This is a genomic window from Alteromonas sp. G4i13 (assembly GCF_054960505.1).
Genome location: NZ_JBHNYX010000048.1, coordinates 1 through 13,207, shown reverse-complemented (window position 1 = coordinate 13,207; position 13,207 = coordinate 1). Strand labels below are relative to the sequence as shown.

The window sequence follows — 13,207 nt, the reverse complement described above, 5'->3', positions numbered from 1 at the left end:
TGAATAGTGTTGTTATATCTATATCCTTTATATTATTGTGGTTACTTGTAACGCCCCCCGTGACACCCCGCCATACGGTGATTCCTGATTTTTTACTAAGTTGGCATGCAACTTGATGTATGTAAATAAAATGTAATTAGCGCAAGCGCCAGAGAGTTTGAGTTTTACACCGTGCAAAGTCGATTGAATGAAAAGCAAATACTTATTTTGGGCATTGGCAATGTGTTATGGGCCGATGAGGGGTTTGGTGTTCGCTGTGTTGAGGCGCTCAACCAGAATTACGAGTTTGGCGAAAACGTAAAGATCATGGATGGCGGTACCCAGGGCATTTATCTGGTACAGCATGTTCAGGAAGCCGATGTGCTGGTGGTGTTCGACGCTATTGATTACGGCCTTGCACCAGGCACCTTAAAAACCATCTATAACGACGAAGTGCCTAAATTTATGGGCGCTAAACAGATGAGTCTGCATCAGACCGGTTTTCAGGAAGTGTTAGCCATGGCCGAGTTTACCGGTCATTACCCGGCAGATTTGTTGCTGGTGGGGTGTCAGCCGGTTGAGCTGGAAGATTTTGGCGGCAGTTTGCGCGAAGAAGTAAAGGCGCAGGTGCAACCCGCTATCGACATTGCGCTGGCCTACCTGACGCAGTTTGGTATTTCTGCGCAACGAAGCGCGGGGACGTCGCAGGCACTGGCGCCGGGTCAGTTAAACCTGAGTGAGTATGAGCAGGGCCGCCCGGATGAGCAGGCAGCCTGCCGTACCGGTGATAGCCGTGTCATAGGCAGTGCTGTAGGGGAAAGTACCAAGTAATGTGTATTGGCGTGCCGTTTCAGGTAATTCACACCGACAGCCACAAGGCTTACTGTCAGCGTGGCGCAGAGCAGCGCTGGATTGATATATCGCTGGTGGGCGATGTAGTACCAGGTGATTGGTTGTTAGTCTTTTTAGACGCTGCCCGGGAAGTGCTCACTGAAGCGCGGGCACAACAGGTGGAAGAGGCCGTCAGCGCTATAGAACGGGTGATGTGCGGGCAAAGTGTTGATCTCGACGATTGCTTTAAAGATCTGGTCGAGCGCGAGCCTGAGCTACCAGACCATTTAAAACCGCTTTTAAAATAACACAAGATAAGAGAACACTATGAACTCACCGCTGATCAATCGTCTTATCGACGAGTTAGGTTACCCTTTACTCGATGACGATAATTTTGAAGGTTTCATAGAGCAGACACCAATTAGTGTACTGTTTTTAACCGAAGATCCTAAACGCTTTCCGGAAAGCCTGGATGTAGCTGTGATCCTGCCAGAGCTGATCAAACAGTTTCCTCAGCTTACCCCGGCGGTGGTATCTGAAGATATTCAAACCGCCTGTCGCGGCCGTTATAACTTTATGGCGTGGCCGGCACTGGTGTTTCTTAAGCATGGCCAGTATCTCGACGCCATTACCAAAGTGCAAAACTGGGATGACTACGTACACGAAATCAATCGAATTCTGACGCTGGAGCCCCGCCCTGATCCGGGTATCGGTATTCCGGTAGTGTTTAATCCGGTGAGTAAAAGTTGCGGACAATAGGGGAACAACATGCGTGATAACAGTATAAACATCGTCAATGTCCCAATCGGGCCGGGCAGCCAGTCAGAAGGCGACATGGTGCTTGATTACATGAAGATGCCATCGGAAATGAACACCTATGATATGCCATCGTTTCCGGAAGAAAGTGAGCTGGAACGTTGCCCTCAGGCCATGAGTATCCTCGCCGATATCCAGCTTATGCTTGGCCAGATCAACGAAAACGGTCAGAGCAGCATTATGACGCTTACTGAGCTACCAGAGGCAGACTTAAACCTGCTTAATCAAATCCTCGGTGAAGGCGAGGTGAGCGTTCTGATCGATGGCGATAAGCCGGTCAGAATTCAGGAAACGGTAATGGCCGGTATCTGGCGTTTACGTACCTTTGACGAGCAGGGTAACGTGACTGCAGAAGCTATTGAGGTGGCAGAGATCCCCGAATGTGTGAAAGACCAGGCATTTGCCACTAAGGTGGATTTACCCGCCCGAATCGCCAGCCTGCCAGAAGGACTACTGAATGCGCCTTCAGTATTGATAGAAATTGCGGATACCTCAGTTGACTACCAGCGCGACCCAGGGATGGCTTCGCATGTAATAAACCTGTCGTTGTTACCTTTTTCGCCTGAAGACCACTACAGTCTGACCGAAACTACCGGTACCGGCAGTGTCACCATTTTGTCCCGCGGATACGGCAACTGCCGGATCACGTCGACTCAGGTGGATGGCCTGTGGCGAGTGCAGTATTACAACAGTACCGACCAACTAATCCTGGACACTCTGGAAATTGTGGCAATACCCGCAGTGGCTTGCGCCGCCCCCGAGGATCTGGCCGATTCAGCGGTCCGTCTGTCTGAAATTCGCGATGCACTGGTATAGGAAGGCAGAATGAGTTTTCAGGGTTTTGAAGGCAGTTATTTAGGCGACGCCAGCCGGATAGATAAGCAGGCCAGACTGGAATGCAAGATATGCTGGTATGTTTACGACCCGGCGGAAGGTGATGAGGTCTGGCAAATTCCACCAGGCACGGCGTTTGTCGACCTGCCTGACCATTGGCGGTGTCCGGAATGTGATGGTGACCGCGATCAGTTTATGGTGATAGAGGACTAACAGTGTCAAACGGTACAGCAGTTGTCGCTTTCTATGAATCGGTAGCCCGCAAAATGGCAGGCCTGCCGGTATACAATAATAAGCTCGCAGTGGATGCGACCGAATTTTTGTCATGGGAAGACAATTGGCTGGGCATTATCGTTACGCCCTGGTGTATGAATATTGTGTTGCTCCCGGGCGAGGCGTCTCATCATAACGTTCAGCAGGTTGGTGCTAAATTTCGTCAGAAATTGCCCTCCGGCCAATACGAGTTTATCCGTGCTTATGCCGGAGAATGTGGCGATTTTGCCACCTGCTCGGTGTTTTCACCGATGTTTGAGTTTTCATCACAGAGCATAGCGATGGAAACCGCGCAGGAAGTGTTGGCAGCGTTGTTTGATGCCGAAAACGTTGCGCCTTCAGAACGACATCAAAGCTATACGGTTCATAGCGAAATGCGCCAGGCCGCTGAGCTTGATGCACAAGACTGTGATGCAGGGAGTGCACAGCAAGTGGCCGATGATGAGACGCCACAGGTGAGTCGCCGGGCATTCTTAACCGGCAACTTCGCCCGGCGGGAGGACAGCAGACCATGAATATTGCTGCAGAACTGGCTGCCGGAAGTAAAGCGCATAACACAGCGACTAATCCGCTTACCGGCGGCATACAAGTAACCATTTGTTATAACCGTGACCATATCAAAGCCGTTGAGATAAACAATACCCGCCCGTTTGCCGTTACCCGCCTGTTCAGGGAAAAACCGGTTGATCGGGTATTGGCGATGATGCCATCGCTCTTTTATATTTGCGGGATGGGGCAGTTAATCGCCGCGCTCAGAGCCGTAGAGAGCGCCGCTGGCATTAGCGAAACGTTAGTCATCAAACAAGCCCGGGATACGCTATTATTTGCAGAGTCTTTACGGGAGCAAGTGTTTAGCTGGGTGACCAACTGGGCGCCGCAACATAAATCCAGAATGAGTAATGTGGTGGACTGGTTTAATCAGTGCCGTAAGCAACTTGACTGGAGTTTAACCCTGTCTTCGGCAACATCCGGTGAGGCGGGTTGTCAGCCGGCGCTAGAGCAATTGGCCCGGCAACTGGAAGAGGTTATTAAGCCATTATTACCGGCCAACCAGGCAGGATCCTCGTTAGCAACGATGGGATTATCAACCCAGGTATGTCAGTTGTTGAAAGCCTGCGGTAAATACCCGTTAGGACTGGCCGCAAAAACGTTAAACTTAACTGAGTCGCAACAGCTGACGGTAGTGTTGACATCGTTAAAGGCTGCGGAAGCGGAACAATTTTGTCATCAGCCAACCGTTAACGGAGCACCGGCCGAGACTGGCCGTTGGGCTCGACAAAATATTGAAGCCAGGGGATTTTTAATTGAAAGTCGCCTGCGCTCGCTTTACCGTGAAATAACCACAGCGCCAATGAGGCTCAGATCAATAGTCCGCCAGCATCAGTTTAGTCAGGCTGAGGGTACAGGCGTGCGCGGCTGCTCTGTAGTCGAAACGGCCAGAGGTTCACTGCTACATAAAGTTGAACTGGATAACCGTAATCACGTAGCTAAATACCAGATTATTGCCCCCACTGAGTGGAATTTTCATCCCCAGGGGAGTCTCAAAACCATGCTGGAAGGGCTATATTTACCCTGGGATCAGGTAACCCCGGTGGCGGAAACCCTGATAAAACTTCTCGACCCTTGTGTGTCGTGGCAGTTGGAGTTAGTCCATGCATGAGATGTCTATTGCAGAAGGGATCCTGCAGGTATTAGAAGAACAGGCCGTGAGCCAGTCGTTTGAAAAAGTCAAAGCGGTGTGGGTCGAGATTGGCCCGCTCGCCACTATCGAAGCCGACGCACTAACGTTTTGTTTCGATGCAGTAATAAGAGGAAGTCTGGCCGAAGGCGCCAGCCTGCACATTATAAAAATGCCGGGAAAAGCCTTCTGTTTGCAGTGTCTGGATACCGTCCCGGTCACGCAACGCTATGACAGTTGCCCTGTTTGTGGCAGTTATCACTTACAGATAACGCAGGGTGAAGAAATGAGAATAAAAGAACTAGAGGTGGCATAAACATGTGTACGGTTTGCGGTTGTTCAGAAGGTGAAGTTAAAATAGAAGGGCATGAGGGACACGCCCACGGGCATAGCCATGATCACACTCATATTCATGGGCATAGTCATGATCATTCACATGCCCACGGGCATCATCATCACGACCATGATCATCATCACCATCATGGCGACCATCATGGTGGACATAGTCACGACCATTCACACGCTCACAGTCATGAAGACCAGCATGACCACAGCGGCATTGAAAGTGATGGCGATAACATTCACTTCGGCAAAGGCCCTGCTCATGCCCATGTGGCAGGCCTTAGTCAAAGCCGAATGGTGCAAATTGAGCAGGATATTCTGGGTAAAAATAACCAGTACGCCGCGCAAAACCGGGTACGCTTTGAACAACAGTCGTTGTTTGTGCTCAATCTGGTTTCCAGCCCGGGATCAGGTAAAACCACCTTACTGACTGAAACCATTAACCGCATTAAAGACCGTTACACCGTAGGCGTAATTGAAGGCGATCAGCAAACGGCCAATGACGCAGACCGCATCCGCGAAACCGGCGTTCAGGCTATTCAGATCAATACCGGCAAAGGTTGCCACCTCGATGCGCACATGGTCGGTCATGCCATGGAGAACTTTTCCGGGATGACCGGCGGCGTGCTGTTTATCGAGAATGTCGGTAACCTGGTTTGCCCGGCCTCGTTTGATTTGGGCGAGGCGGCAAAAGTGTCGATTCTTTCGGTCACCGAAGGCGAAGACAAACCGCTGAAGTATCCGGATATGTTCCATGCTTCAGAATTGATGATCCTGAATAAAACTGACCTGCTGCCGTATCTGGATTTTGATGTCGAGAAATGCATTGAGTACGCCAAACGGGTCAATCCGGAAATCCGTATTATTCAGCTGTCAGCCAAAAGCGGCGAGGGCATGCAGGAGTGGCTTGATTGGATCAACACCAAACGGGCAGCCATCATTGAATCGCGTATTTATCTTTTGCAACAACAGGTAGAGCAGTTTAAGGCAATCTTATAATGACCACATCTCAACGTCCTATTCTGTTATGCGTTGATGATGAAGTCCGTTCGCTTGAAACTCTTGAGCGAACTCTGGATGAAGAGTTTGACGTATTAACTGCCAATAGCGCCGACCTGGCGCTGGAATTACTGAGAAGCCATGACGTGCAGGTGATCCTGTGCGATCAGCGCATGCCGGATCGTACCGGTGTGGAATTGCTAACCGAAGTGCGGGATCGCTGGCCTCAGGTCGCCCGGCTTATTTTGTCTGGCTATACCGACTCAGAAGACATTATCAAAGGCCTCAACGAAGCAGGTATTTTGCAGTACATCACCAAACCCTGGCACCCGGAAAGTCTGCTAATGATTATCCGCAGTGCGTGCCGGATGTGCGCCTTACAAAGTGAGAATGCACTGCTGAATATGGAGATGCGTCTTACCGAAGAGCAGGCCGAGCAGCAGGTTAGTGAGAAAAAAGCCCATCTGCGTAATAGCTTTCAGCTTGAAGAGATAAAACGCCATGCGCAAAGCCCGCTGAATAAAATCTGTGACCAGGTCAGCAAAATTGCGCCTTATGATGTCTCGGTGCTGATCACCGGCCCATCTGGTGCGGGTAAGGAACTCTTTGCCAGGGCGCTGCATTACAACAGCTTGCGTTCAGACCGGCCGTTTGTGGTAGAAAACTGCGGTGCCATGCCCGATGAACTGTTGGCATCTGAATTGTTTGGCCACAAAAAAGGATCGTTTACCGGCGCGATTACCGACCATGTGGGTCTGTTTGAACAGGCTGATGGCGGCACTATTTTTCTGGATGAGATTGGTGAGATCAGCCCGGCATTTCAGGTTAAATTGTTGCGGGTTCTGCAAGAGCGTGAAATTCGCCGCCTCGGCGAGCAACAGCGCCGCAAGGTCAATGTGCGGGTAGTGGCTTCAACCAACCGAGACCTCGAAGAAGAAGTGCGCGCCGGCCGGTTTAGGCAGGATCTGTATTTTCGTTTAGCCGAAGTCACCCTGGAGCTGCCGGCATTGTCTCGCCGTACGATAGATATTCCGGTACTGGCAAACAGCTTTTTACAAACCGCCATGCATCAATTCGACAAGCCGGTAAAAGGTTTTAGTGAAGAAGCCATCGCCTGTATGAAACGGTACAGCTGGCCGGGTAACGTGCGTGAATTACAAAATGAGGTACGCCGCATGCTGGTAATGTGTGAAGGCGAATGGCTAACTGCAGACCTGCTCAATCCGCGGGTCTTAAGAGCGGCGCCTGGCGGAGAGGATGAAGACATTGATATGTTTGCTGGCCTTGAAGGCACGCTAAAAGAAAAGGTTGAGCTGCTGGAAAAACGCATTCTGCGCGAGACGTTGATCCGCCATCGCTGGAATAAAAGCAGCGCGTCACTGGAACTGGGTTTATCGCGGGTAGGATTGCGTTCCAAGCTGGAACGCTACGAGCTTGAGAAATCCGGCGACTCAGAAACCAGTAAACAGCATTAAGGGGAATATCAGTATGTGTTTAGGGATCCCCGGCCAGATTGTCGCGATCAGCGATGAGGCCATGCAAACCGGCATTGTTCAGGTTTCCGGTGTAAAACGCGAAGCTAACTTAAGTTGTGTGGTGCCTGCTGATGGTAACCTGCAAACTTTAGTGGGTAGCTGGGCGCTGGTGCATGTGGGCTTTGCCATGAGCATTATCGATGAGGAAGAAGCCCGGCGAACGCTGGAGATTCTTGCTGAGATTGGTGAGTTACAGGAAGAACTCGACGCCATGCAGCAGGGTGCGCAGGGATAACGGTGATGAGCGAGCCTACCGATAACCAGTCAGTTCTGTCGGCATTGTACCCCTTTACCGGCCAGGCTCCGGCTGTTAACCCTAATGATAACGACGAGTTAGATAGTGCCCTGGTTGCCTCTGTTCAGGCTAAAGCGCGTGACAGTATCGCCGTGAAGCAGGCTTTTTTTGAGCGCCACAGCAAGACCTTGCTGGCTGCTGCAAAACGCATTGCGGACAGTTATGCACAACAGGGAAAATTGTTAACCGCAGGCAATGGCGGTTCTTCCTGTGATGCCGCGCATCTGGCTGTAGAGTTTATGCACCCGGTTACTACCGGTCGCAAAGCGCTGCCAGCTATCAACTTATCTCAGGATACCGCGATGATGACGGCAGTGAGTAATGATGTGGGTACCGAACATGTCATCACCCGGCAGTTATCCGCGCTGGCCAGCCCCGGTGATACGCTGGTGGTGTTCTCCACCAGTGGCAACTCAGCCAACTTAATCGAAGCCTGCAAAAAAGCCCGGGCCATGGATCTGAGCGTGATTGCCTTTACCGGCCGAACCGGTGGAGAGCTGCAACGACAACAACTCACCGATGATTGTATTACCGTACCCAGCGACAGTATTCACCGCATTCAGGAATGTCACCTGGCCTGCTATCACATTTTATGGGATCTGGTGCACAGCCTGCTGGCTGACAACCGGTTGTCTCAGGAGAAGAAATAATGAAGTTTGTCGATGAGTTTCGCGATCCTCAAATGGCCCGGCGAGTGCTTGAACGCATCCATGCCGTGGTAGAGGAAATCCCCACCACCGCCCAACGCCCGTTACAAATAATGGAAGTATGCGGAGGCCATACGCACTCTATTTTTCGCTACGGACTGGAAGAATTGTTACCCGATAAGATTGAAATGGTACATGGGCCTGGCTGCCCGGTTTGTGTGCTGCCGATGGGAAGAGTAGACGACTGCGTTGCCATTGCTGAACAACCTGATGTGATATTTACCACTTTTGGTGATGCCATGCGTGTGCCAGGCTCGAAAAAAAGCCTGCAACAGGCCAATTCTGATGGCTGTGATGTACGTATGGTTTATTCCCCCATGGATGCACTGGATATTGCCCGTAAAAATCCGCATAAAAACGTGGTGTTTTTTGGGTTGGGTTTCGAAACCACTATGCCGAGTACGGCATTAACGCTACTACAGGCGGATAGGGAAGGCATCACAAACTTCTCGCTGTTCTGCAACCACATCACCATCATTCCTACCATCAAGGCGATTCTGGATTCACCAGATATGGTTATCGATGGCTTTTTAGGGCCCGGTCATGTATCGATGGTGATTGGTAAAGCGCCTTATGATTTTATTGCCAGTCATTATAAACGCCCGCTGGTGATTGCCGGTTTTGAGCCGCTGGATATTCTGCAGTCCATGCTGATGGTGGTAGAGCAAATCCGTGATGGCAAGGCGCTGGTGGAAAATCAGTACAAACGAATTGTTCCCGAGCAGGGTAACAATAACGCCCTGAAAGCCGTTGGTGAAGTGTTCGAGCTGCGCGAATTTTTTGAGTGGCGGGGCCTGGGGTCAATCGACCATTCAGGGGTGCGCATTCGTGAAAAATACGCCCGATTTGATGCTGAACGCTTATTTGCCGTAGAGCCTGCCCACGTGGCCGATCCTAAAGCCTGCCAGTGTGGCGAAGTGCTCAAGGGGGTTCTCAAGCCCTGGGAGTGCAAATTGTTTGGCGAGCAGTGCAACCCCGAAACACCTATTGGCGCGTTGATGGTATCGACTGAGGGCGCCTGTTCCGCCTACTACAGCTATGGCAAAATCGACGTAAAACAAGCCGTTTAACTAACCGAGTAAGCAGTATGAATAAACCTAAACGGACCCTGCGGGCCAAAACCATCACCATGGCTCATGGCGCAGGCGGCAAGGCCATGCGCGATCTGATTGAAGATGTATTTGTGGGGACCTTCGCTAATCCCGACCTGGAGCAACTGGAAGATCAGGCTCGGTTTGAATTGGCTGAACTAATGCAAAGTGGCGCACAATTGGCGTTTACCACCGATTCTTACGTGGTAGACCCTGTAGAATTTCCGGGCGGCGATATTGGCTCGCTGGCGGTGAACGGGACGGTAAATGATATTGCTGTGTCTGGCGCGATCCCAAAGTATTTGTCTTGCGGTATGATTTTAGAAGAAGGGCTCGATGTTGAGCTCCTGCGGCGTGTGGTTGCGTCAATGAAAGCCGCCGCTGATAAGGCCGGAGTGACCATCGTCACCGGCGACACCAAAGTGGTACCGAAAGGCAAAGGCGATAAAATTTTTATCAATACCAGTGGCATAGGGGTGATCCCTGAAGGCGTTGATATTTCAGCGTCTAACTGCCGGGTAGGCGACAAAATTATTGTTAATGGCCTGATAGGCGATCATGGCGCGGCAATACTTAATGCCCGCGGTGATCTGGCGCTCGATGTGACGCTGGAAACCGACTGCCAGGCGTTAAATGAGTTAGTCCAAACCATGTTGAAAGCGTGTCCGGATGTGCACGCTATTCGTGATGCCTCCCGGGGCGGTGTGGCTACGGTTTTATGTGAATTCGCTGAGTCATCCGCCGTCAGTATTCGTTTGCAGGAAGAACATATCCCGGTAAGAGATACCGTGCGCGGTGTCTGCGAGATCCTGGGGCTCGATGCACTGTATTTTGCTAATGAAGGTAAACTCGTTGCGGCAGTCCCGGCCGATAAAGCTGAGGCGGTGCTTGAGGCGATGCGTAATCACCCGGCCGGTAAAGATTCAGCTATTATTGGTGAAGTCATTGAATCGAACTATAACCGCGTGCTGGTGAAAACTCACTTTGGCGGAGAGCGCATTCTGGATATGCTGGTGGGTGAGCAACTGCCGCGGATCTGCTAGCGCTTACATAATTTTTTGTTAGCTGTGCGTTTGTTCGTAGCTCTCCAACAATTTATAAGCAATGGACTGTTGTTCCAAACTTAAAATAGTTGTTTCTGATACAGAGCGCACCAGCTGGTACTCTTGTTCTTTTTTGATGATGCCCCGATTGGCAATCTTAAGAAAGTTTCTGAATGCCTTATTATGCATCGTAGTGAGAGAAGGTAAACCGCTCTCCTTCATTTTAAGATTCAACTTGTTCTGTTCATCCTGGCGCATTAAAGCAGACAGTTCTAATGCGTCGTTAGCTGCCAGCCTTACAGAAGTTAAAGATCCTTTTAACAGATTCTGTTTGGTAAAAATATCCATGGCTGATGGCTGTCCCTTTTCAAAAACAAGGGCTGTAAATTCAGCGAGAATTTCTTTTTCTGTTTTCATATCAGCACCGCAAGACGGTTTGAAAGGGCTTACAGTAAAAAGCTGACTCACTCATCCCTGAATGCCTTACATATTATTTAATCTTAATAGCTTACGGTAACATTCCGGTAATATGCAATTGAGTTAGTGAAGGTTGTGCTGGCTTATAATGTGTTAGCGCAACATTATATGAAGCCATCGGTGTTAATAACGCAAAAAAGGAGCCGACCCTAAGATCGGCTCCCGCCCATGGCATTCAATAGTTGGTGTGGGTCACCTAAATTGAAAACAACGATACTCCCATCATTGCAATTACCAGCCCAATAACTCTGTTTGCAGAAGGGATGCTACGCGAGACCAGTTTCGACACAGCAAAGCCCGCCGCTACCAGTGTGGCGCTGGTAACGAGGAAACCTGAAGCAAACAGATAAGGGACGGAGCCGGCGGTCTCGAGACCATGGGCAAAACCGTGAAACATTGCAAAACAGGCAGCCAGGCTAACCGCCAGGCCCTGAGTTACGTTCTTACGAGTGGCAATAAGTAAGCCGGTGATTACAGATGTCAGGACGATGCCCGTTTCCATAAACGAAAAGCTGAAACCTGCTAAGCCTAATGAAAAACCACCAATCAATAATGCAAAAAATGCGGCAAGCATGGCCTTGCATTGTTTACCTGCAAAACCTGACGCCCAGTAGCCCATTGCTACCATGGCAATAAGGTGATCAATACCCATCAGGGGGTGCGACAAACCAGCCAAAAAAGCATTCTGAACCGTCTCGTGACCGGTATGCGCAAAGGCCGGTGCGGTGGTAGCAAGTGTGAGTAGAAGGCCGCTGGATATTTTTTGTGTACGTGTCATGTTTTTACCTTACTGCGAAATCGAACAGTTATTAATGTGTTGTTGCCTGTATAGATGTTTAACAACAACTTTATTGTAATGGCTACTGCTTTAGCATTTCTTTAATTAACAACATTTAGCAAAACGGGTGCCAAACTAAAATTTACCGATTAAACTATCGTAAGTCTATGAAGTTAAATTGTTTTGTTGTTTTTGTGTCGAACGAGCGAAAGCAGGGTGACTGGTAACTTGCTTGCCAGTTAGCAGGCAATTGGCAACTTCCTGTGCGCAGCGTAAAGGACTGTTATTACTTATCTATTAACGGTGCAGCTCACTAATGGATAAAATGAATATCACCAAGTTCTGTCTGAAGATAGCGTTTAAACTCCACTGCTTTGCTGGCGGGAAAAACAAAGCCCGGCGGATTTCCCGGTGTTGTTGGATTATAGGGGAGGGAAAAATAGCAATGTTCCCTTGTGGTTTCTAACGCCACCCGTGTCACTTTGTGGAGCGTAATTGAGGTTGAGCCAAACTGAATATGACCGTTGTTAAACGTTACATACTTTACCGGATCCTTTACCGTGGCGTCGGGCATGGTTTTGTACCACTGCACTATCCAAACCAGGTTAAAAACACCAAGCATCAGCAACAGATTGACTTCTTGTCTCACTACCCAGAGTATTAAGCCCACACTTAAAGCGGCCAGGATACCATGCACTAATTTTGCTTTATTGAGGGGATGGGCTGAGGTCATTTATAAAGTCCGTTTTCATACATGGCTGCGGGTTAATAGTGGCCTGCTCTGGCGCTACTGCAACACTTAGCTATACTTATACCGAATTGCAGACAGACTATGCAATCTTTTAATCCCAGATTATAAAGCTCCCCGACTGTTTCTTTGAGTACGCAAATTTTCGATGTTTGGAACTTAGCCAAAAGGATAAGACGATTTCCCTTTCTTCTTGTACGAAATATCTTACAAAGCTGTGAGATATGGTGGATGCTTGTCTGTGCTAAAAACGTCGCTTCATTTTTAACGTAATGAAAAATATGAATTAAATTTATTTTTGTCAGCTTTGGCCGGCAAAGTTGACGCAAAAATATCCGACAGTGGATTAGCGTTCTTTAGTTATAAGCGTACTATGAACGTGTCACAAGGAAACACGACGAGTCAGGAAGACACACGGACGAACTTGGGATTGCTCAGGATGAGTAAGACAGGGTAAGGAACTCTGTTTAAGGATAAAGGACCGGTCGGGAAGGCCTAAAAGGACAACTCCGGGATGGAGAATGCTGTAGCAGGATGTACAGCTTATATAGGAATAATGGAAAGGGATCTGTTCAGGAAGAACAGCTCACGCAGGATGATGTGAGAAAAGAAGGAAAGGGGCGTATACGGATTTTAATCGGGAAGATTTTAGTCGCAAGGGATCGCTGAGAAGGAAACTCAAAATTCAGAGAAAACGATGACTTCGGTCATCGTTTTTTTATGGTGGTGCGCCGGGCATGGCGCGTAGTGCTTTAGCACTGTTCGACTCACTGTGGTGGTG

17 protein-coding genes are annotated in these 13,207 nt (G+C 49.5%); 14 read left to right on the top strand and 3 right to left on the bottom strand.

Going from position 1 to position 13,207, the window contains the following annotated elements:
- Positions 1 to 171: 171 nt before the first annotated feature.
- From ACFI6J_RS18250 to hypE, 14 genes are read left to right on the top strand one after another with little or no spacing between them, the layout of a single operon-like run.
- On the top strand, positions 172 to 810 hold the full coding sequence (locus tag ACFI6J_RS18250) for a HyaD/HybD family hydrogenase maturation endopeptidase (protein ID WP_020745482.1): 639 nt from the start codon (positions 172 to 174) through the stop codon (positions 808 to 810).
- An 11-nt stretch (positions 811 to 821) separates the two neighbouring features.
- Positions 822 to 1,118 carry a HypC/HybG/HupF family hydrogenase formation chaperone gene (locus ACFI6J_RS18245; protein ID WP_319003253.1) on the top strand — a complete coding sequence of 99 codons (297 nt, stop codon included), beginning with the start codon at positions 822 to 824 and terminating at the stop codon, positions 1,116 to 1,118.
- 19 nt (positions 1,119 to 1,137) lie between these two features.
- Positions 1,138 to 1,569, top strand: a complete 432-nt coding sequence (locus ACFI6J_RS18240; RefSeq protein WP_020745484.1) for a thioredoxin domain-containing protein — start codon at positions 1,138 to 1,140, stop codon at positions 1,567 to 1,569.
- Positions 1,570 to 1,578: 9 nt separating this feature from the next.
- On the top strand, positions 1,579 to 2,442 hold the full coding sequence (locus ACFI6J_RS18235) for a hydrogenase expression/formation protein (RefSeq protein ID WP_071978379.1): 864 nt from the start codon (positions 1,579 to 1,581) through the stop codon (positions 2,440 to 2,442).
- A 9-nt stretch (positions 2,443 to 2,451) separates the two neighbouring features.
- Positions 2,452 to 2,673, top strand: coding sequence for a rubredoxin (locus tag ACFI6J_RS18230; protein ID WP_071978380.1), 222 nt, complete (start codon positions 2,452 to 2,454; stop codon positions 2,671 to 2,673).
- Positions 2,674 to 2,675: 2 nt separating this feature from the next.
- Positions 2,676 to 3,248, top strand: a complete 573-nt coding sequence (hybE, locus tag ACFI6J_RS18225) for a [NiFe]-hydrogenase assembly chaperone HybE (RefSeq protein WP_071978381.1) — start codon at positions 2,676 to 2,678, stop codon at positions 3,246 to 3,248.
- Complete coding sequence (locus ACFI6J_RS18220) at positions 3,245 to 4,393, top strand: nickel-dependent hydrogenase large subunit (RefSeq protein ID WP_105933848.1); 1,149 nt, start codon at positions 3,245 to 3,247, stop codon at positions 4,391 to 4,393. Before hybE ends, ACFI6J_RS18220 begins: the two co-directional genes overlap by 4 nt.
- The gene (gene hypA, locus ACFI6J_RS18215) at positions 4,386 to 4,727 is read left to right on the top strand and encodes a hydrogenase maturation nickel metallochaperone HypA (protein ID WP_020745489.1); all 342 of its coding nucleotides are present in this window, start codon (positions 4,386 to 4,388) and stop codon (positions 4,725 to 4,727) included. The genes ACFI6J_RS18220 and hypA overlap by 8 nt, the downstream gene beginning before the upstream one ends.
- Before the next feature lie 2 nt (positions 4,728 to 4,729).
- A complete protein-coding gene (gene hypB, locus ACFI6J_RS18210) occupies positions 4,730 to 5,752 on the top strand; it encodes a hydrogenase nickel incorporation protein HypB (protein WP_071978383.1) in 1,023 nt (340 codons plus the stop codon).
- Complete coding sequence (locus ACFI6J_RS18205; protein ID WP_020745491.1) at positions 5,752 to 7,227, top strand: sigma-54-dependent transcriptional regulator; 1,476 nt, start codon at positions 5,752 to 5,754, stop codon at positions 7,225 to 7,227. Before hypB ends, ACFI6J_RS18205 begins: the two co-directional genes overlap by 1 nt.
- The gene (locus tag ACFI6J_RS18200) at positions 7,187 to 7,522 is read left to right on the top strand and encodes a HypC/HybG/HupF family hydrogenase formation chaperone (RefSeq protein ID WP_232230546.1); all 336 of its coding nucleotides are present in this window, start codon (positions 7,187 to 7,189) and stop codon (positions 7,520 to 7,522) included. The genes ACFI6J_RS18205 and ACFI6J_RS18200 overlap by 41 nt, the downstream gene beginning before the upstream one ends.
- Positions 7,523 to 7,527: 5 nt before the next feature.
- Positions 7,528 to 8,232: a D-sedoheptulose-7-phosphate isomerase gene (locus tag ACFI6J_RS18195; RefSeq protein WP_020745493.1), complete on the top strand. Its 705-nt coding sequence runs from the start codon at positions 7,528 to 7,530 to the stop codon at positions 8,230 to 8,232.
- The gene (hypD, locus tag ACFI6J_RS18190) at positions 8,232 to 9,359 is read left to right on the top strand and encodes a hydrogenase formation protein HypD (RefSeq protein WP_020745494.1); all 1,128 of its coding nucleotides are present in this window, start codon (positions 8,232 to 8,234) and stop codon (positions 9,357 to 9,359) included. The genes ACFI6J_RS18195 and hypD overlap by 1 nt, the downstream gene beginning before the upstream one ends.
- Positions 9,360 to 9,376: 17 nt before the next feature.
- Positions 9,377 to 10,423, top strand: a complete 1,047-nt coding sequence (gene hypE / locus ACFI6J_RS18185) for a hydrogenase expression/formation protein HypE (protein WP_020745495.1) — start codon at positions 9,377 to 9,379, stop codon at positions 10,421 to 10,423.
- An 18-nt stretch (positions 10,424 to 10,441) separates the two neighbouring features.
- Here hypE and ACFI6J_RS18180 read toward each other — a convergent pair whose 3' ends face one another.
- The 3 genes from ACFI6J_RS18180 to ACFI6J_RS18170 all read right to left on the bottom strand — a co-directional run bounded on the left by ACFI6J_RS18180 (position 10,442) and on the right by ACFI6J_RS18170 (position 12,411).
- Positions 10,442 to 10,840: a hypothetical protein gene (locus tag ACFI6J_RS18180; RefSeq protein WP_146129513.1), complete on the bottom strand. Its 399-nt coding sequence runs from the start codon at positions 10,838 to 10,840 to the stop codon at positions 10,442 to 10,444.
- A 256-nt stretch (positions 10,841 to 11,096) separates the two neighbouring features.
- On the bottom strand, positions 11,097 to 11,678 hold the full coding sequence (locus tag ACFI6J_RS18175) for a HupE/UreJ family protein (protein ID WP_105933846.1): 582 nt from the start codon (positions 11,676 to 11,678) through the stop codon (positions 11,097 to 11,099).
- A 313-nt stretch (positions 11,679 to 11,991) separates the two neighbouring features.
- A complete protein-coding gene (locus ACFI6J_RS18170; protein WP_020745498.1) occupies positions 11,992 to 12,411 on the bottom strand; it encodes a hypothetical protein in 420 nt (139 codons plus the stop codon).
- Positions 12,412 to 13,207 lie beyond the last annotated feature (796 nt).